Below are 18,876 nucleotides of genomic sequence, written 5' to 3'. Positions count from 1 at the left end.
TCGGCCCGGCGTGGAACTGTTCAGCAACCTGATCTTCGGATTCAGCGTCGCGTTCTCGCTGCAGAACCTGCTGTACTGCTTCGTCGGCGTGCTGGTGGGCACCGTGATCGGGGTGCTGCCCGGCATCGGCCCGCTGGCCACGATCGCCATGCTGCTGCCGCTCACCTTCAACGTCTCGCCGGTGGCGGCGCTGATCATGCTGGCCGGCATCTACTACGGGGCCCAGTACGGCGGCTCCACCACGGCCATCCTCGTCAACCTGCCGGGCGAGACCTCCGCGGTGGTCACGTGTATCGACGGATACCAGATGGCGCGGCAGGGACGCGCCGGGCCCGCGCTGGCGATCGCGGCCATCGGCTCGTTCTTTGCCGGCACGGTGTGCACGCTGCTGATCGCGCTGTTCGGCCCGCCGCTCACCGAGCTCGCGCTGAAATTCGGGGCGCCCGAATACTTCTCGCTGATGCTGATGGGGCTGGTCGCCGCCGCCGTGCTCGCCCACGGGGACATGATCAAGTCGCTGGCCATGGTGGCCATGGGTCTGCTCCTCGGCATCGTGGGCATCGACGTCAATTCCGGCCTGGCGCGCTTCAGCTTCGGCATCACCGAGCTGTCGGACGGCATCGGGTTCGTCGTCGTCGCGGTGGGCGTGTTCGCGGTGGGCGAAATCGTGAGCAACCTCGGCGAGACGGAGGAGCGCCAGGTCTTCACGTCCGGGGCGATGACGCTCTTCCCGACCCGAGAGGATCTGAAGCGATCCTTTGGACCGATCCTCAGAGGAACCGGGCTCGGGGCGTTCTTCGGCGTGCTGCCCGGCACCACGCCGGCCATCGCCTCGTTCGCCTCCTACATGCTCGAGAAGCGAGTGGCCCGGGATCCGTCGCGGTTCGGCCACGGCGCGATCGAGGGCGTGGCGGGTCCCGAGTCCGCCAACAACGCGGACGCCCAGTGCAAGTTCATCCCGATGCTCACGCTGGGGATTCCCGCCAGCGGCACGATGGCGCTGATGCTCGGCGCGCTCACCATCCACGGCATCACCCCCGGCCCGTCGGTGATGACCCAGAAGCCCGACCTGTTCTGGGGGCTGATCGCGAGCATGTGGATCGGCAACCTGATGCTGGTCGTGCTCAACCTGCCGCTGGTCGGCCTCTGGGTGAGCCTGCTCAGGGTGCCGTATCGGCTCCTCTTTCCCGCCATCATGGTGTTCTCCGCCATCGGCATCTACAGCGTGAACAACAGCTCGTTCGAGGTCTACCTGGCGGCGGTCTTCGGGATCATCGGGTTCGTATGGCTGAAGCTCGGGTGCAGCCCGGCGCCGATGCTGCTCGGGTTCGTGCTGGGGCCGATGCTGGAGGAAAATCTCCGGCGGGCGCTGCTGATGTCGCGCGGCGATCCCTCGGTGTTCCTCACCCGGCCGATCAGCCTCGGCTTCGTCATCGCCACGGTCCTGATCCTGATCGTGATGGCGGCGCCGGCCCTGCGCACGCGGCGGGTCGGCGGCGCCGACTGACGCGTCACGCCTGCCGGGCGCCGATCTATGCGAAGATGGATCGGGGGAGGACAGACGTCATGAGCCACAAGCAGGACCTGCTGGCCCGGGCGGCGCGCGAGTACACCGCCTTTCACGAGACGATCGACGGGCTCAACGAGGAGCGGCTCACCGAGGTGTGGCTGGGAGCCTGGAGCATCCGGGACATCGTGGCCCACATGTCCGGCTGGCATCGGGAGCTCGGGCCGGCCCTGGAACGGCTGGCCCGCAGCGAGCGGCCGGTCCCGCCGGGCGTCAGCTACGAAGACGCCGATGCCTGGAACGCGACGTTCGCGGCGGCGGCCCGCGACCGGGAGGTGACCGACGTTCTCCTCGAGTTCGATCGATCGCACGCCTACTTCATGCAGGCCGCGGACCGGGTACCCGAGGAGCGCTACCAGCCGGACCGGACGGCCTACCGGATCGTCGACTTGAACAGCGCGCATCACTACAAGGAACACGGCGACCAGATCCGCGCCTGGCGGGAGGCCAAGGGCATCTGAGGCGGCACCAGCCGGGAGCCTGACCATGTACCGCGCGCTCCTCTTCGATGCGCTCGCGCTCAGCGGAGCCCCTTGAGGGCGAACGTCGGGTCCTGGATCTCTGCTTCGCGGCCGGCCAGGTCCTTCTTCTGCCGGATGAGGCGCTGGAGGGCGGGAAACTCCTTCGAGCCCGTGTTGACCGCGAAGTAGGCGGTCAGCACGTGACCCTTCAGGTAGAGGACGGTGAAGGCCCCGTCCTCGAGGCGGCCCCGCAGCAGGACCTGGTCGTGTTCGCTCTCGTCGCCCGCGAACTCCAGGTGGAGATCGAAGATGTCGGACCACACGTAGGTGAGGAGGTCGTAAGGGTTGCCGGACCCGGCCATGTTCTGCCCGGCGAGCTGCCCGCAGTACTCGGCGTGGCCCCAGTGCTCCACTCGGCGCCGCTTGCCGGCCACGGGGTCGAGGTAGTTGGCGACGTCGCCCGCCGCGTAGACGTCCGGGTGGCTCGACCGGAGGTGCTCGTCGACGACCACGCCGTTGTCGACGGCCAGGCCGGCCGCCTGCGCCAGCTCGACGTTGGGCACGATTCCCACGCCGATGCACACGAAGTCGCAGGGAAGCTCCTTCCCGGACCGGGTGACGACGGACGATGTTCGGCTCTCCCCGCGGATCTCGCGGACCGCCTCGCTCGTGTGGAAGACGACGCCGCGACGGGTGCAGCAGTCCTGGACGAACCCGGCCAGCGTCGCGTCGGCGAAGCGGGCCCAGATGTGGGGCTGGGTCTCGATGACGGTGACCCGGACGCCCCGCTGGGTCAGCGAGGCGGCGACCTCCATCCCGATGAAGCCCGCGCCGATCAGGACCGCGCGCCGGCCGGGGGATGCCTCGGCCGCGATGGCGGCGGAGTCGTCCAGGGTCCGGAGATAGTGGACGCCCGAAAGGTCCCCGCCGGGGAGCCGCAGGCGGACGGGCCGGCCGCCGGTGGCGATGAGCGCCTTCTCGAAAGCGACCACCTCGCCGTTGGCGAGCGCCGCGGTCTTGCCGGCGAGGTCGAGCCGCTCGACGGTGGTGCCCAGGACGAGCTCGACCGCGTGCTCGTGAAAGTACGACTCGGGGTCGAAGAAGAGCGCGTCGCGGGGCTTCTCGCCGCGCAGGAACTCTTTGGACAGCGGCGGCCGGTCGTAGGGCACGTAGGGCTCCTCGCCGACCAGGGTCACGGGGCCGTGCGCGTCGGCTTCGCGGAGCGCCTTCGCCGCCTGGCCGGCGGCGAGCCCGCCGCCGATGAGCAGGTACTTGGTGGCCTTCATCGAATCCATAGTGGCACAGCCGTCCGCGACAAGGAACAGCGAGCCGGCGGAGGGACTGGTGCGGCGAGCGCCGAGCTCACGGAGACGGGCGTCGGCGTCTGGCGGCAGGGCGAGACGTACTCCGTGACGCAGGTTTTCCTGCGTCCCCGGTAGGGCGGCGCCGGATTCAGGGGTACTATGGGTCCCGTGGGACCCGCCCTGGAGCTGATCCGCCGCCTGGAGGCGAACGTCGGGCGCGCCCTGGTGGGGAAGCCCGAGGTCGTGCGCCTGGCCGTCATCGGGTTGCTCGCCCGCGGGCATCTCCTGATCGAAGACGTGCCGGGCGTGGGCAAGACGACCCTGGCCGCGGCGCTCGCCCGGTCCATCGGCGTGGGCTTCCAGCGTATCCAGTTCACCTCGGACATGCTGCCGTCCGACGTTCTCGGCGTCTCGGTCTGGCAGCCGGAGCGCGGCGAGTTCGCGTTCAAGCCCGGGCCCCTCTTCACCAACATCGTGCTCGCCGACGAGATCAATCGGACCACGCCGAAGACGCAGTCGAGCCTGCTGGAGGCCATGAACGAGGCTCAGGTGTCCCTCGACCACTCGACCTATCCGCTGCCGCGCCCGTTCATGGTGCTGGCCACCCAGAACCCCCGCGAGTACGAGGGGACCTATCCCTTGCCGGAGTCTCAGCTCGACCGCTTCCTCCTGCGAATCCGGATCGGCTACCCCGGGACGGACGACGAGAAGGTCATCCTCCGGGGCGCCGCCACGCCGGCCCTCGAGACGCTGGCGCCGGTCCTCGGCATCGCCGACGTCCTGGCGCTCCAGGACGCGACGGATCGCGTGCGCGCCGACGACGCCGTCCTCGACTACCTGATGGCCCTGGTGACCGCGACCCGGAGCTCCGAGCTCCTCACGCTCGGGGTGAGCCCGCGGGGCTCGCTGGCCCTGCTGCGGGCCGCCCGCGCCCAGGCGCTCCTGGATGGGCGCGAGTTCCTCCTCCCGGACGACATCAAATCGCTGGCCGTACCGGCTCTCGCGCATCGGGTGATCGCCCGGGCGCCGGCGGGGGAGCCGGGCGCCGGTGGGAGCGGAGCCGAGGCCGTGATCCGGGCCATTGTGCAAGACGTCCCGGTCCCGCGGTGATCGGCCCGGGCCAAGTCACACGACGCGTCGATAGGGCATGGGTCCCGCGGTGATCGAGGCCGGGCGGCGCCGGTGGCGGCGGCTGCGGCCGCGCCACACCACCTGGCCCACCCGCGACGGCTGGTGGTGCCTCTTCGCGGCCGTCGGCCTCGGCGTGGCGGCCGTCAACACCGGGAACAACCTGGTCTACCTGCTCTGTGCCATGCTGCTGGCGCTCATCGTCGTCTCCGGGGTGCTGTCCGAGCTCACCCTGCGCGGCCTCCGTCTGACCGCGGTGCTGCCGGACGAGGTCTACGCGGGGCGCGCGGCCTTGTTCGGGGCGATCGTCGCCAACGCGAAGCGGCGGCGCGCGTCCCACTCCGTCGCCATCGAGATCCTCGGGCCGCGCGCCGGCCCCGGCCGCCGGGCGGCCGTCGCGCGCGTCCTCTACTTGCCGCAGCTCGAGGCTGGCGCCGAGCGGCTGGTCACCTGGGAGGCCACGCTGGCGGCCCGCGGTTGCCATCGCCTCTCGGGATTGCGAATCACCACGCGGTTTCCCTTCGGCCTCTTCGTCAAGGCGGCGCCGGTCGGCCTCGATGCCGAGGTCCTGGTGTTCCCGGCGGTGGGGCCGGTGGCACCGGACCGGCTGCGGCAGCTCGGCGGCGCGGGCGGGGCCGCCACCCGACGGCGCGGTCGCGGCGACGACCTCCGAAACCTCCGCCAGTACCGACCGGAAGACGACCCGCGGCTCATCCACTGGCGCTCGAGCGCCAAGGCGCAGGTCCTCACGGTGCGCGAGCTCGAGGAGGACACGACCCTGGACACGCGGCTCACGCTCGACGGCACCGGCGCGGGGGACCCGGCCCGGCTCGAGCGCGGGCTCTCCGAGGCGGCGTCGCTGATGATGCACCTCGTTCGGGCGGGAGGCGGGGTCGAGCTGGTCGGTCCCGGCCTCTTCGTCCCGCTCGGGCGGGGACGGGGCCACGCGCGGCGGATCCTCACCGCGCTCGCCCTGTACGAGCCGGGGCCGGCGCGCGGGGCGGGGTCACCCGCGGCGCTCCGCGAGATCCGCATCTCGCTCGACTGACATGTCGCCCACGCCGGCGCTGCGGATCGCCCTCTACCTCCTGGTCGCCGACGGGCTCGTTGCGCTCCATCTCGGCGGCTTCCTCGAGCCGGTCGCCGCCGCCGCCGCCATCGCCGCGCTGGCGGTGACCTGGCGGGTCGATCGGCTCCGCCCGCGGGTCCAGGCCCGGCCCGGCTTCGAGCGCGGGCTGGTGGCGGTCGCGGCCGCCGCCTCGATGGTGGACATCCTCTATCTCGCGGAGACCGTGCTCGACGGGCTGGTCCGCCTCCTGCTCTTCCTCGTCTTCTACAAGCTCGTCACCCTGCGGACCGTCCGCGACACGCGCACGGTGGGGTTCCTCGCCTTTTTCATGCTCGTCGCCGCCTCGGCGTCCGCGTTCGGCGTCGGGTTCCTCTTCGTCTTCGTCGCGTTCGTGGTCCTCGCCACCTGGGTGACGCTCCAGCAGCAGGGGCTGCTGGAGGCCGAGCCGGTGCCGGGGCGGGTGGTGGTCGGGGCTGGCGGCGCCGGACCCAGCGGCGCCCTCCTCGGCCTCGCCGTCGCCGCCTCCCTGGGGGTGCTCGCCATCACGGCCGGCCTCTTCTTCGTGATCCCCCGGGTCGGGCTGGCGGCGCTCCCACTGCGGGCGCACATGGGGCCGCTGGTGACGGGCTTCTCCGACCGGGTGGAGCTCGGCGCTTACGGGCAGATCGAGACGGATGACCGGGTCATCATGCGGGTCTCGATCCCCGACTGGGTGCCGGAGCCCGAGCGCTTGCCCAACCTCCGCTGGCGGGGCGTCGTGCTGGACGAGTTCGACGGCCGGGCCTGGACGATCCGCCACGTCCACCGCGTCGCCCTGCGCCGCATGCCGGGCGGCGACTTTCCCGTGAGCGCGCCGCGCGGCACCGGCCGCATCCTCGTCCAGGAGGTCTACCTCGAGCCGCTCGGCACCGAGATCATCTTCGGCGCGCCGCGCGTGCTGGGCGTCCGGCTGCGGGCCGACACGGTGAACCTGGACGACACCGGGAGCCTGTCGGTGCCGGTGGCGCGGGCGCGGCTCCGGTACACGGTGGTGTCCGAGCTCGAGCGCCCCCCGGCGGGGCGATCGGCGGGCGGGCGCCAGCCGGCCACCCTCGACCCGGCGGCGGCCGCTCGCTACCTCCAGCTTCCGCCGCTCTCGGCGCGGATTCCCGGACTGGCCCGCCAGGTCACCACGGGCAGCGCGGATCCCTACGAGGCGGCGCTCCGGCTGACGACCTACCTGAGCCGCGAGTTCCGCTACACGCTGACGCTCGAGCGTCAGACGACCCTCGACCCTGTCGAGGAGTTCCTCTTCGTGCGCCGGGCCGGGAACTGCGAGTACTTCGCGGCGGCCCTGGCGGTGATGCTGCGGAGTGTCGGGATCCCCGCCCGGATCGTGAACGGCTTCCAGCGCGGCGAGTGGAACCCGTACGGCCGCTACTTCATGGTGCGTCTCCGTGACGCCCACTCCTGGGTGGAAGCCTACGTCGGGGGCGCCGGCTGGGTCACGCTCGACCCGTCACCCCGGGGCGACGCGGGGGCGGAGTGGGCCTTCGAGACGGCACGGCTCTACCTCGATGCGCTGCGGATGCGCTGGCAGCGCTACGTCATCAACTGGAGCCTTCGTGATCAGATGGAGGCCGCGGCCTCGATCCGGCGGCAGGCCACCTGGGGGCCTTCGCTCGCCGCCGCCCGCGAGTGGGCGCGCGGGCCGGGGCTCGCGTGGTCGGGGGTCGTGGTCCTGGTGGGTGGGCTGATCGCGTGGGTCTGGCGGTGGGAGCTCCCGGGACGGACCCCGCGGGCCGGGATCCGCCTGCCACGCTTCTACGAGCGGGCGCTGCGCGCCCTCCGCCGGCGGGGTCTGCGCCCGGAGCCGAGCGAGACGGCCCGGGAGTTCGCGGCGCGGGTCGCACGAGGCGCCCCGGCCTGCGCGGAGGGGTTCGCGGCGCTGACCGCCGCCTACGAACGCGTCCGGTTCGGTGAGGCGCGCCTCAGCCCGGGTGAGGCGGCCGCGCTCGAGGCGTACCTCGCCGCGCTTGCCCGTCGCGACGTGGCGAGGGTGTAGCCCTCGCCGTCGATGCCATGCCTCGCGAATGATCCGGTTTAGCCCAGGAGCGTGTCCGAGTGGTCGGCGGCCGATGACGCCGATCACCGAATGCGTCGAGTAGCGTCCGAGCGGCGGCTTTGCCGCCGCAACCCCTGGGGGTGGGCCTAGGAGGGGCCGTCGAGGCCCCCTCCCATGACCTAGACCTCCAGCGTCCAGCCGCGCTTGTCGGGGACCCGGGCGTACTGGATGTCGACGATGGCCTGGTAGAGGCGCTGGGTGAGCTCGCCGATCCGCCCCCCGTTGATCACCAGCCGCTCCCCCTTGTAGGCGAGCTCTCCGACGGGTGAGATGACGGCGGCGGTCCCGGTGCCCCAGGCTTCCCGGAGCGTCCCGCCCCGAGCGGCCCCCACGACCTCGTCGATCGTGATCTGCCGCTCGGCGACCTTGAATCCCCACTCCCGCATCAGGGTGAGGACCGAGTCGCGGGTCACGCCGGGGAGGATGGTGCCGCCGAGAGGCGGCGTGATCACCTCGTCGCCGAGCCGGAACATGATGTTCATGGTCCCGACCTCGTCGACGTACTTGCGGTGCTGGGCGTCGAGCCACAGGACCTGCGTGAAGCCGGCCTGGTGGGCCTCCTCGGCCGCGTAGAGGCTCGCCGCGTAGTTGCCGCCCGTCTTCGCTTCCCCCACGCCGTGGATGGCGCGGGCGTGCGTGTCCTCGACCAGGATCTTCACCGGGTTGATGCCCTCGGGGTAGTAGGCGCCGACCGGCGACAGGATCACGTAGTAGATGTACGACTTGGCCGGCCGCACCCCCAGGAAGGCCTCGGACGCGATGATGACGGGCCGGACGTAGAGCGCGGTGCCGAGGCTCGACGGCACCCAGTCCTTCTCCAGCCGGACCAGCTCGACCAGCGACCGGAGCGCGAACTCCGGGTCCATTTGCGGGATGCACATCCGGCGCGCCGAGTTGTTCAGGCGCTCGACGTGCTTCTGAGGGCGGAAGAGGCGCACCTTGCCGTCCTGGCCCCGGAAGGCCTTCAGCCCATCGAAGATGCCCTGGGCGTAATGGAGCACGGCCGTCGCCGGATCCAGGGAGAGCGGGCCGTAGGGCTCGATCCGAGGATCGTACCAGCCCTTCTCCTCCTGGAAGTCGGCCACGAACATGTGGTCGGTGAAGACCGTGCCGAAGCCGAGCTCGTGGTCCTTGGGCCTGGGCTTCTTGGTGGGGGCGCGGTTGATCCGGATCGCGTCGGTCATCGTCGTCCTCGCTGGAAGGGAATAGGATGCGGCCAGCAGTGTAGCACGCCGGCCCCGTCGTGTCACCGCGGACCCGACGAAGGGCTCGCGGTTGCGTCCCGAAAGCGGCGGCGCCGTGCTACCCTCTCGGATGCCGCTCCGAGGTCCGGAGCGCGGGCGCGTGAACCGTCGAGCGGGATCGCCGGCAGGTCGAAGGAGGCCCTCCATGATCAGCCAGGACGTCAGCGAGCGATTGGTGGCCACGCGGCCCGAGTCGGCGGCCTGGTATGCGCGGGCGCGCGCTACCGTGGCTGGCGGCGTGGGGCACGACCTCCGGCATCAGAGTCCCGTCCCGACCTGCATCACCCATGGGCAGGGGGCCTACAAGTGGGACGTGGACGGTCACCGCTACATCGACTACGGCCTGGGCAATGCCGCCCTTCTCCTCGGGCACGCCCATCCGGCCATCGTGGCGGCGGTGCGCGAGGCGGTGGGCCGGGGGACGCACTTCGGGAACGATCACCCGGCGCAGGTCGAGTGGGCCGAGGCGATCGCGCGACTCGTCCCGTGCGCCGCGCGGGTGCGCTTCGTGAACTCGGGAAGCGAGGCCAACATGCTGGCCGCCCGGCTCGGTCGGGCCTTCACCGGGCGGGGGAAGCTGCTGCGGTTCGAGGGACACTTCCACGGCTGGCACGACGACCTGGTCTCGGGGTTCGCCTATCCCTTCGACGTCTCGCCCAGCCGGGGGCTCGCCCCGGGGACGGCGCTCGGCTCGGTGATGATCCCGGCCAACGACCTCGACCGCCTCGCCGAGACGCTCCGCGACGATCGGGACATCGCGGCGATCATCCTCGAGCCGTCCGGCGCGTCGTGGGGGACGGTGCCGCTGCGGCCGGGCTTCCTGGAGGGCGTCCGCGAGCTCGCGAGCCGTCACGACGTCCTGCTCGTCTTCGACGAGGTGATCACGGGATTTCGCTGGGCACCCGGCGGCGCCCAGGAGCGTTACGGCGTGACGCCCGACCTCTCGACTCACGCCAAGGTGATCGCCGGCGGGATGCCAGGCGCTGCGGTCTGCGGCCGGGCGGAGGTGATGGACCTGCTGACGATCCGCGGGGAAGCCCGGCACGATCGCTACGAGCGGGTCCTCCACCTCGGGACCTTCAACGCGAACCCGGTCTCGGCAGGGGCCGCGCTGGCCTGCCTGCCGATCGTCGCGACGGGGGAGCCCCAGCGGCACGCCGATCGCATCGCGGCCGGACTGCGCCAGGGGCTCGACGCCGTCCTCGAGCGCCGGGGGATCGCGGGCTACGTCTACGGCGAGGCCTCCACCTTCCACATCTACCTGGAAGGGGCGCCGGGCCGTGGCCGCTCGCGCGACGGGCTCCGCACGCTGGACGCCGCCACCTTGAAGTCGATCCCGGGTCCCGTCGTCTCGGCCATTCAGAACGGCCTGCGCGTGCGCGGGGTGGACCTCATGAGCTACACCGGGGGCGTCACCAGCGCGGCGCACAGCGAGGCCGACGTGGCCGAGACGGTCGCGGCGTTCGACGACCTGATGGGCGAGCTGGCCGGCTCCGTCCTCGCCCGACTGTAGGGCGGAGCCGGCCGGCCCCGGGGCGGCCGATCACGGGGAGAGACCATGCGGCTCCAGGGCAAGGCGACGGCGGTGACCGGGGCGACCCGCGGCATCGGACGGGCGATCGCGCTCGCCTTCGCGCGCGAAGGGGCCGACGTGCTGGTGAACGGCCGCGACGCGGCCGCGGGCCGGGCGGTCTGCGCCGAGATCGCCGCGCTCGGCCGCCGAGCCGTCTGGCATGCCGCCGACCTCGGCCGCGTGGACCAGGCCCGCTCGGTGGTGGCAGCGGCGGTGGCCGCCTTCGGGCGGCTCGACGTGCTGGTCAACAATGCGGGCCTCTTCCAGCGGAAGCCCGTCCTCGATCTCGAGGAGGGCGACTGGGACCGCCTGCTCGACGTCAACCTCAAGGGCGCCTTCTTCTGCGCCCAGGCGGCGGCGCGGGCGATGGCCGGGCGCGGTGGCGTCATCGTCAACGTGGCCTCCGACGCGGCCTGGAGCGGTGGCCTCAATCCCTGCGCCCACTACGCCGCCTCCAAGGCCGGGCTGGTCTCGATCACGCGCTCGCTGGCGAGGGAGCTGGCGCCGCAGGGCATCCGCGTCAACGCCCTGGCGCCGGGCCTCATCACCACCGACATGGGCGACACCGCCGGCGGCACGCTGCCGGGCCTCCGGATCCCCCTCGGCCGCGAGGGCACTCCGGAGGAAGTCGCGGCGGCCACCGTCTTCCTCGCCTCCGACGAGGCGAGCTACGTCACCGGCGCCAACTTGAACCTGAGCGGGGGCCTGTTCCTTGATCGGTAGCTCTTCGGGGGGGTCTCGGAAGACCCCCCCGATGCCCCCCCTCTCGGTTGCGGCGGCACAGCCGCCGCTCGGAGCGCTGCTCGAAGCGGCGCACGTTCGGGCCACGCTGCCGGGTCACTCCGTTCGCTGGGGGGCCGGGTGGTGGCTGCTCGCCGTCGGGTTGCTCGCCCTCGCGACCTGGGCGGTCGCGGGCGGGATGGCCGAGCGTCCGGCCCCGCGCTTCGTGACGGTCGTGCTCGGCGCCGGAGGAGGGCCGAGCCAGGACGATCTGTCGGCGTACCTGCTGGCGCCGGCCGGCTCGGGCGACTTCGTCGCGCTGGACGCCGGGACGCTGCTCTCGGGCATCCGGCGGGCACACGCCCTCGGAAGCTTCGGGTCGGTTCGGCCTCCGCTCGACTCGCCGCTGGCCGCCGAGGGCTGGATCCTCCGGCATGCCGTCAAGGCCTACCTCGTCTCCCATGCCCATCTGGATCACGTAGCGGGCCTCGTCATCGATTCACCGGAGGACGCCAGCAAGGAGATCCTCGGCCTCACCGCCACCATCGATCGGATCCGGGATCACCTGTTCAACTGGAAGGTCTGGCCGAACTTCGCCGACGAAGGGGAGGGGACGCCGCTCAAGAAGTACCGGTACGTCCGGCTCAGCCCCGGCCAGGAGCACCCGATCGCCGGCACCGGCCTGACCGTCGAGGCCTTCCCCCTCAGCCACGGCGGCGACGTCTCCACGGCGTTTCTGCTGCGCGCCGGCGAGAGTTACGTGCTGTACCTCGGGGACACGGGGCCGGACGCCGTGGAGCGCAGCGACCGGATGGCCGCGGTGTGGGCGCGGGTCGCGCCGCTCGTGCGCGATCGACGGCTCCGCGGGATCTTCCTGGAGACCTCGTATCCCGAGGGCCGGCCCGATACGCTTCTCTTCGGCCACCTCACGCCGACCTGGGCGCTGCGGGAGCTCCGCCGGCTGGCCGAGCTCGCCGGTCCCTCGCCCAGCGGGCACGCTCTGCGGGATCTCGTGGTCGTGGTGACTCACGTGAAGCCGGTCCTCGAACGAGGGCCGATCACCCGCGATCGCATCGCCAAACAGCTGGGCGAGCTCAACGATTTGGGAGTACGATTCATCGTGGCGCGACAGGGCCAGCGGATCGAGTTCTGATGACCAGCCCGTTCACCTCGAACAGGGGGGAGACACGATGAGCGTCACGCGTCACAAGGTCGGGCCACGTCTCAGCCAGGCGGTCGTCCACGGCAACACGGTCTACCTCGCCGGGCAGGTCGCGGACGATCCGTCGGCCGGCGCCAAGGGCCAGACCGAGCAGGTCCTGAAGAAGATCGACGCCGTGCTGGCCGCCACCGGGAGCCACAAGACGAAGCTCCTCTCGGCCACCGTGTGGCTGGCCAACATGGGCACCTACGACGACATGAACGCGGCCTGGGACGCCTGGGTCGACCCCGCCAACACGCCCGCCCGGGCGACCGTGGAGGCGCGCCTGGCCCGCCCCGGCTACCTGGTCGAGATCGCGGTGATCGCCGCCATCTGAGGGGTTCAGACCATCATGCCGCGCGACAGGGCCGGGAGCCGAGCCGGACGCGTACCGCCCTCGCTGATCCGGCACATGTACGACTCGGCCCAGGACGTGCCGGGGGCGATCAGCCTCGCCGTCGGCGAGCCGGACTTCCCCACGCCGCCGCACATCGTCGAGGCGGGCCAGGCGGCGCTCCGGGAGGGCTACACGCGCTACTCCCCCAACGCCGGCTACCGCGAGCTACGGGACGCGATCGCGCAGAAGCTCCGGAAGGTGAACGGCGTCGAGGTCGACCCGGCCACCCAGGTGTTCGTCACGGTCGGGGCGATGCAGGCGCTCATGCTGACGTTTCTGGTCGGGATCGATCCCGGCGACGAGGTGATCCTCACCGATCCCTGCTACTGCAACTATCCCTCCCAGATCACGCTGGCCGGCGGCGTGCCCGTGTGGGTGCCGGCCGACCCCGGGCGCGGCTATCTGCCGGCCGTGGAGGCGCTGGAGGCGGCCATCACCCCGCGGACCCGGGCGATCCTCATCAACAGTCCCGGCAATCCGACCGGCGCCGTCTTCCCGCGCGACCTCCTCCACGCCATCGGGGATCTCGCGGTCCGGCGCGACCTGCTCCTCGTGTCCGACGAAGCCTACGAGGCGCTCGTCTATGGCGACGTCCGCCACGTGAGCCCGGCGTCGTTCCCGGCGCTCGCCGAGCGGACGGTCTCGATCTACTCCTTCTCGAAGGAGTACGCGATGACCGGCTGGCGCATCGGGTACCTCGCGGGGCCGGCTCCGATGCTCCAGGTCATGGCCACGGTGCAGGAGCAGGTGGCCTCCTGCGTGAACGCCGCCACCCAGCGGGCGGCGCTGACCGCGCTTACCGGGCCGCAGGACTGCGTGGAGTCGATGCGACAGGCCTACGAGCGCCGGCGGGATCTCGTGGTGGAGCGGCTCAACCGGATTCCCGGCGTCCGCTGCCCCCGACCCGACGGGGCCTTCTACGTGTTTCCCGACGTCCGCGCGATCACGACCGACACCCGGACGCTCGCCGAGCGGCTCCTCTTCGATCACGGCGTCGTCGTCTCGCCCGGCGAGGCGTTCGGGCCCCGCTCGGCGGGCTTCCTGCGGCTCTCCTACGCCTCCTCGGAGGCCGCGCTCACCGAGGGACTCACGCGCCTCGAAGCCGGGCTGGCCCGAGCGCGGTCGGGCGGCTGACCGCGCGCGCCCTCAGCGTTCGCGCCCGGCGAGGATGCCGTGCAGCGCCGGGTGCGATCCGGCGGGCCAGCGGACCGGCCGATCGGCGGTGAACTCCACGGCGACGGGGCCCTCGTCGGCGGCCGGGTCGATGTCGACGACGATCCGCATCGGAGAGCCCGGCCAGCGGTAGACCAGCGCGCCATTCTCGGGCTCCCCCGTGCGCTCCTCGCCCTGGACGACCCCGGCCCACTGCACCCGTGCCCGATCAGGGGCGCGCGCCCGCAACCGGAGCCCCAGGATCCGGACGGCTGGCGGCGGGCTCCCGGGTCCCGGGGGAGCCGTGGCGCCTTGCGGCGACTCGCCCGCCCGGGACTCCTCGGCGAGCTGGACCACGATGCCGAGCGCCTGCTTGGGGTGGAGGAAGGCCTCCTTCCAGTCCGGTCGGGATTCATCGAGCCCGACGATGTCGTAGCCGAGGGACTCGGCACGCCGGCACGCATCGCGGAGGCTCGGGACCTTGAAGGTCACGTGGTGGATGCCGGGCCCCCGCTGAGTCAGGAAGCGGTGGACGAAGCCGACATCCCCCCGTGGTTCCAGCACCTCGATGCGCCCGCCGCCGGCGAAGCGCCAGCACGCCCAGCTGAAGTCGCGGGCCGCCCGGCTCCCCTCGAGCACGCCGCCCAGCGCGCCGACGAGCACGGGCGACGCCTCGGCGATGCGCTCGAGCGCGATCGCGATGTGGTCGAAGACGATCGAAGGTGAGGCCACCGGTTCCCGTCTCTCCTCCCGTCCATCTGGTAGTATAAGGCCTGGCTCGCGCGAGGAGGCGATCCATGCCGGAATCGATCCCCGCATCGCTGATCATCGACGCCCTCAAGGAGACCTTTCGGGAGGCCCGGGCGGCGCCGGCCACCGAGGGGCCGTCGGGGTCCCGGCGCCCCGAGCCCCTCGGCTGGATCCTGAGCGTGCCCGACACCCACCAGCGGACGGTGCTGGCCGCTCTCGACAAGGAGCGCGCCCTTCGGGTCGTGACGTGCGCCACCGAGGACGAGGCCAACGCGATCGCGGCCGGCCTCCATATCGGGGGCGAGCCGTACGTGCTCATGATCCAGCACGCCGGCCTCTACGCCTCGATCAACACGCTCCGCGGCGTGGCCCTCGACGGCCGTGTGCCGAGCCTCTATCTGATCGGGCTCCTGGGCCGCGAGAAGGACAAGGACCCACTCGACTCCCGGCACTCGATGGTCCGCTACTGCGAGCCCCTGCTCGACACCTTCGGGGTCCCGCACGCCCGGCTCGAGGGACCGAACGACGTCCACCTCATCCCCGAGTACTACCGGCTCGCCCGCGAGCGCCGCGGTCCGGCGGCCCTGCTCGTCGGCCTGGAAACCAGTTAGGCGTGTGTCGGACTAACCCGGCGCCGACCACCGAGCGTGTGGTGCAACGAGGAGTGCTCCGAGCGGCGGCTTCGCCGCCGCCACGACGGGGGGGCATCGGGGGGGTCTTCCGAGACCCCCCCGAGACGACCTAGGGCCCGTCGCCGCTGTGGCTGTCTTCCGCTCCCGGCGCGAGAGCCTGGCGGAGCCGCCGCTGCGCTCCGCCGCCGACACGTCGCCGCCACCCCCGGTCGACCCGTTCGTCCGCCAGCGGACCGTTGCCCTCGCGGAGTGGGCGACCTGGCGCGCGTTCCTCGTCCGCTGGGCGGTGTCGGTCGTCTCGCTGGCTGGCGGCCTGGCTGCCCTCGTGGTCTTCCGGCGCGGGGTGCCCCACGTCGCGTGGATCGTCGGCTACATCGTCGTCCTCTGGTTCCTGTTCACCGTGCTCGCGGAGACGCGCCAGCGTCTGCTGGCCCGCGGTCGCCGCCTCGTGGTGGTGGCCGGCGACTACACCATCCAGACGCTCTACCATGGGCTCCTCCTCTTCGTCCTGCCGGGGTACCTCGCCAGCACGACGTTCGACGGCATCACCCTGCCCTTCTTCCTCCTGCTCGCGGCGGCCGCGCTCGTCACCACGATCGATCCCTGGTACCGGGCCCTCATCCATCCGTATCCGTGGGCCGGGCGCGTCTTCTTCGCGTTCTCGCTCTTCGCCGGCCTCAACGTCGCCCTGCCCCTGGTGGGGGTGCCGCCGGCCTGGGCGGTCCTCGGGAGCGCGGCGCTGGCGGGCCTCGCCCTGGCCCCCGTGTTCCTGGAGGGGGCAGGGTCCGGGCCCGCGGCCCTCGGACGGGCCGTGCTGTCGGCGGCCGGTGCGACCGCCCTGGCGTGGCTCGGCACCGGGCTCGTTCCCCCGGCGCCGCTTCACCTCGCGAACCCGACCCTGGCGCGGGCGGTCGGGAACCTCGAGCCGGTGGAGCCCATCGGATCGCGCGTGTCCGTCACGACCCTCGCCGAGTGGGGCGGCCTCGTCGCGTACACGCCGGTGCACGCACCGGCCGGGCTCCGGCAGCCGATCATCCATCGATGGCGCCACGAGGGCGGGGAGACGACGACCGTGCGGCTCCCGACCCCCGTGCTGGGAGGGCGGCGGGCCGGCTTCCGCACCTACTCCCACAAGACGGACTTTCCCCGCGATCCCCGGGGGCGCTGGACAGTCGACGTGGTGACCGCCTCGGGCCAGCTGATCGGACGCCTCCGCTTCTCGGTCGTGCCCTGAGAATCGATGGCGCTCGCCGACGCGTCCCCCGCCGTTCTCTTCGACACCCATGCCCACCTCCACGGGCCCGAGTTCGCCGACGATCGGCTCGACGTCCTCGCGCGAGCCCGGGCGGCCGGGGTCGGGCGGCTCCTGACGGTGGGGACGGACCCGGAGGCCTCGCGGCACGCCGTCGCTCTCGCGGCGGCGCACCCCGGCGTGTTCGCCGCCGTGGGGATTCACCCGCACGACGCGGCACGCGCCAGCGATGCGGCGCTCGCCGAGATCGCGGAGCTGGCGCGGGCGCCAGAGGTCGTCGCGGTGGGCGAGATCGGCCTCGACTACTACCGGAACCTCTCCCCCCGCGAGGTGCAGGGGCGGGCCCTGCGCGCCCAGCTCGCGCTCGCTCGGGAGGTCGGAAAGCCCGTCCTCCTGCACTGCCGGGAGGCCCACGAGGACCTGCTCGAGGTGCTTCGAGCGGAAGACGTCGGCGCGGTCGGCGGGATCATGCACTGTTTCTCGGGCGACCTCGCCGTCGCCGAGCGCTGCCTCGCGCTCGGCCTCCTGGTCTCGATCGCCGGCCCCGTGACGTACCCCAACGCGGGACGGCTGCAGACGGTCGTCCGGGCCCTCGACCTCGAGCGCCTCGTCATCGAGACGGACTGCCCGTATCTGCCACCTCAGCCCTGGCGGGGAAAGCGGAACGAGCCCGCCTACCTCCCGAGGACGGCCGCCCGGATCGCTGAACTCCGCGATACGTCCGTCGCCCGGGTCGCGCGCCAGACGACACGCAACGCGTGCGCGCTGCTGGGTGTGGCGCTCCCGGACGGCTTGTGAGCCGGCCCGGGCCGGGGCCCGCCCGCGGCGCCGGTGCCTCCGCGCGGGGAGCCCGGTGAGCGGGGCGGGCATCTGGCGTCGGGAGCTCCGGCGCGCGCTCGGCGGCGCGCTCAACGTGCTGACCGCGCGGCTCATGAACCTCGGGAGCCCGGCGGCGCCGATCACACCGCTCCCCCTGGACGTCTATCGTGTCCTGGCCGCGCCGACTGCGCTCGATACCGCGCGGCTCCTCGCCGGCCGATCCAACCGCCAGCGCGCCAGCATCCTGGAGGCCGCGCTCCGGAGCCGCGGGATCCCCCTGATGCGCCTGCCCTATCGCACGGTGGAAGGGGCTGGCCTGAGCCTCGTCGTCGACATCGGCCCCGGACCTCGCACCCTGCTACTGGCCGCCCATCACGACGCGGTGCCCGGCAGTCCCGGCGCCAACGACAACGCCGCCGGGGTCGGGATCCTCCTGGGATTGTGGGCGCGGCTCGCCGCGGATCCGCCGCGGCGGCTTCGGGTCCGCATCGCCTTCTTCGGCGACGAGGAGCGGGGCATGCTCGGCTCGCGAGTGTACGCGCGGACCGCCCCCCTCGACGACCTCGTGGGGGTGTTGAGCCTCGAGCTCTGCGGCATCGGCGAGAGCCTGGCCCTCTGGGACGTGACCCCGGGGATGGCCGAGAGTGCCCTGGTCAAAGCCTGGGTCGCGACCGTCGAGGCCCTCGGCTACCGGCGCGACGAGACCTATCACCTCGCCGAGCCGGTCCCGTTCTTCGGGAGCGATCATCGGCCCTTCGCCGACCGTGGCGTGCCGGCGGTCGGGCTGACGGTCGTCCCCACGGCGGCGGCCGAGGCGCTGCGGACATTCATCTACGGCGGCGTGCGCGGGATCCTGGTCTCACCGGCGCGGCGGCCCCCGCCGTTCACGACCTACCACACGCCCGGGGATCGCCCGGAGACCCTCGAGCCGGCGACGCTCACCCGCGTCGAGCAGGTGCTCGAAGCCGTCTGCCGTCTCCTCGATTAGCAGGCCCCGTGTCGGAGTCATCAGCGGCCGATGACGCCAATCGCCGGATGCGTCGCGTAGTCCGCGCAACCCTTTGGGGGTGGGCCTGGGAGGGGGCCGTCGAGGCCCCCTCCCAGGACCCGATCAGGGAAACGAGGGACCGGGCGCGATCCGCGCCAGCAGGAGGCGGCTCTCGGCGACGGCCGCGCGCGGGACGAGGATCCGCACCTCCCCCTGGTCGCCCACGGTGAAGGGGTGAACGGACTGGGCGACGTGGGTCCGGAGGAGCACGCGGATCCCGTAGGCTTCGAGCAGGCTCTTCACGACGAGCGCCTCGGCCTGGTCGCGGACCCGGGTCGCCTCCTCGAACCGGGGCTCCTCGCCCGGCTCCGGCCCGGGTTGCCGGAAAGGGATGACGCGTCCGGCCATGGGGCCACTCTACCAGACCGCCTCAGGGCGGGCTACTCGGCGAGCAGCGCGACGCCGGCCCGGTGACGGCGGGCGAGCGCCTGATAAGCCGAGGGATTGACCTGGAC

At 72.4% G+C, this 18,876-nt stretch carries 18 protein-coding genes; 14 read left to right on the top strand and 4 right to left on the bottom strand.

All coding sequences use genetic code 11. The annotated features are described in order from the left end of the window. Positions 1-10 precede the first annotated feature (10 nt). Together VGW35_20305 and VGW35_20300 are read left to right on the top strand one after the other, a co-directional pair. Complete coding sequence (locus VGW35_20305) at positions 11-1,507, top strand: tripartite tricarboxylate transporter permease (protein HEV8310013.1); 1,497 nt, start codon at positions 11-13, stop codon at positions 1,505-1,507. 59 nt (positions 1,508-1,566) lie between these two features. Next, positions 1,567-2,028, top strand: coding sequence for a ClbS/DfsB family four-helix bundle protein (locus VGW35_20300; protein ID HEV8310012.1), 462 nt, complete (start codon positions 1,567-1,569; stop codon positions 2,026-2,028). 59 nt (positions 2,029-2,087) lie between these two features. On the opposite strand, the gene VGW35_20295 is transcribed toward VGW35_20300, so the two are convergent. Further along, positions 2,088-3,314: an FAD-dependent oxidoreductase gene (locus VGW35_20295; protein ID HEV8310011.1), complete on the bottom strand. Its 1,227-nt coding sequence runs from the start codon at positions 3,312-3,314 to the stop codon at positions 2,088-2,090. A 177-nt stretch (positions 3,315-3,491) separates the two neighbouring features. On the opposite strand from VGW35_20295, the gene VGW35_20290 reads away from it, so the two are divergent. Genes VGW35_20290 through VGW35_20280 form a run of 3 tightly spaced genes read left to right on the top strand, consistent with a single transcriptional unit; the run spans position 3,492 to position 7,573 of the window. Continuing rightward, complete coding sequence (locus VGW35_20290; protein ID HEV8310010.1) at positions 3,492-4,442, top strand: MoxR family ATPase; 951 nt, start codon at positions 3,492-3,494, stop codon at positions 4,440-4,442. A 37-nt stretch (positions 4,443-4,479) separates the two neighbouring features. Continuing rightward, positions 4,480-5,508 (top strand): DUF58 domain-containing protein, encoded by a 1,029-nt coding sequence (locus VGW35_20285; GenBank protein ID HEV8310009.1) that lies wholly within the window; start codon positions 4,480-4,482, stop codon positions 5,506-5,508. A gap of 1 nt (position 5,509) precedes the next feature. After that, positions 5,510-7,573 carry a DUF3488 and transglutaminase-like domain-containing protein gene (locus tag VGW35_20280; GenBank protein ID HEV8310008.1) on the top strand — a complete coding sequence of 688 codons (2,064 nt, stop codon included), beginning with the start codon at positions 5,510-5,512 and terminating at the stop codon, positions 7,571-7,573. Positions 7,574-7,752: 179 nt separating this feature from the next. Here VGW35_20280 and VGW35_20275 read toward each other — a convergent pair whose 3' ends face one another. Further along, entirely contained in the window at positions 7,753-8,817 is a 1,065-nt protein-coding gene (locus tag VGW35_20275; GenBank protein ID HEV8310007.1) for a branched-chain amino acid aminotransferase, read from the bottom strand. A 205-nt stretch (positions 8,818-9,022) separates the two neighbouring features. Here VGW35_20275 and VGW35_20270 point away from each other — a divergent pair, with 205 nt between their 5' ends. Genes VGW35_20270 through VGW35_20250 form a run of 5 tightly spaced genes read left to right on the top strand, consistent with a single transcriptional unit; the run spans position 9,023 to position 13,902 of the window. Next, on the top strand, positions 9,023-10,390 hold the full coding sequence (locus VGW35_20270) for an aspartate aminotransferase family protein (protein ID HEV8310006.1): 1,368 nt from the start codon (positions 9,023-9,025) through the stop codon (positions 10,388-10,390). Positions 10,391-10,435: 45 nt separating this feature from the next. Continuing rightward, a complete protein-coding gene (locus VGW35_20265) occupies positions 10,436-11,173 on the top strand; it encodes a glucose 1-dehydrogenase (GenBank protein HEV8310005.1) in 738 nt (245 codons plus the stop codon). Between the two features lie 31 nt (positions 11,174-11,204). Next, positions 11,205-12,323 (top strand): 3',5'-cyclic-nucleotide phosphodiesterase, encoded by a 1,119-nt coding sequence (locus VGW35_20260; protein ID HEV8310004.1) that lies wholly within the window; start codon positions 11,205-11,207, stop codon positions 12,321-12,323. Between the two features lie 37 nt (positions 12,324-12,360). Beyond that, positions 12,361-12,708, top strand: a complete 348-nt coding sequence (locus VGW35_20255) for a RidA family protein (protein HEV8310003.1) — start codon at positions 12,361-12,363, stop codon at positions 12,706-12,708. Between the two features lie 15 nt (positions 12,709-12,723). Continuing rightward, positions 12,724-13,902 (top strand): pyridoxal phosphate-dependent aminotransferase, encoded by a 1,179-nt coding sequence (locus VGW35_20250; GenBank protein ID HEV8310002.1) that lies wholly within the window; start codon positions 12,724-12,726, stop codon positions 13,900-13,902. 12 nt (positions 13,903-13,914) lie between these two features. Here VGW35_20250 and VGW35_20245 read toward each other — a convergent pair whose 3' ends face one another. Continuing rightward, positions 13,915-14,652: a VOC family protein gene (locus tag VGW35_20245; protein HEV8310001.1), complete on the bottom strand. Its 738-nt coding sequence runs from the start codon at positions 14,650-14,652 to the stop codon at positions 13,915-13,917. 65 nt (positions 14,653-14,717) lie between these two features. Between VGW35_20245 and VGW35_20240 the strand changes: the two genes are divergently transcribed. From VGW35_20240 to VGW35_20225, 4 genes are all read left to right on the top strand, one after another. Beyond that, the gene (locus tag VGW35_20240; protein HEV8310000.1) at positions 14,718-15,281 is read left to right on the top strand and encodes a thiamine pyrophosphate-binding protein; all 564 of its coding nucleotides are present in this window, start codon (positions 14,718-14,720) and stop codon (positions 15,279-15,281) included. A gap of 148 nt (positions 15,282-15,429) precedes the next feature. Further along, positions 15,430-16,536 (top strand): DUF5924 family protein, encoded by a 1,107-nt coding sequence (locus VGW35_20235; GenBank protein ID HEV8309999.1) that lies wholly within the window; start codon positions 15,430-15,432, stop codon positions 16,534-16,536. 6 nt (positions 16,537-16,542) lie between these two features. Next, positions 16,543-17,352: a TatD family hydrolase gene (locus tag VGW35_20230; protein HEV8309998.1), complete on the top strand. Its 810-nt coding sequence runs from the start codon at positions 16,543-16,545 to the stop codon at positions 17,350-17,352. A gap of 55 nt (positions 17,353-17,407) precedes the next feature. After that, complete coding sequence (locus tag VGW35_20225) at positions 17,408-18,361, top strand: M28 family metallopeptidase (GenBank protein HEV8309997.1); 954 nt, start codon at positions 17,408-17,410, stop codon at positions 18,359-18,361. A 123-nt stretch (positions 18,362-18,484) separates the two neighbouring features. On the opposite strand, the gene VGW35_20220 is transcribed toward VGW35_20225, so the two are convergent. Further along, positions 18,485-18,769, bottom strand: a complete 285-nt coding sequence (locus tag VGW35_20220; protein HEV8309996.1) for a hypothetical protein — start codon at positions 18,767-18,769, stop codon at positions 18,485-18,487. Positions 18,770-18,876: the final 107 nt, after the last annotated feature.

The sequence above is a fragment of the Candidatus Methylomirabilota bacterium genome (assembly GCA_036005065.1).
Taxonomy (GTDB): Bacteria; Methylomirabilota; Methylomirabilia; order Rokubacteriales; family DASRDR01; genus DASYQW01.
The sequence above is the reverse complement of the archived record's forward strand: the minus strand, read 5'-3'. Positions and strand labels throughout refer to the sequence as shown.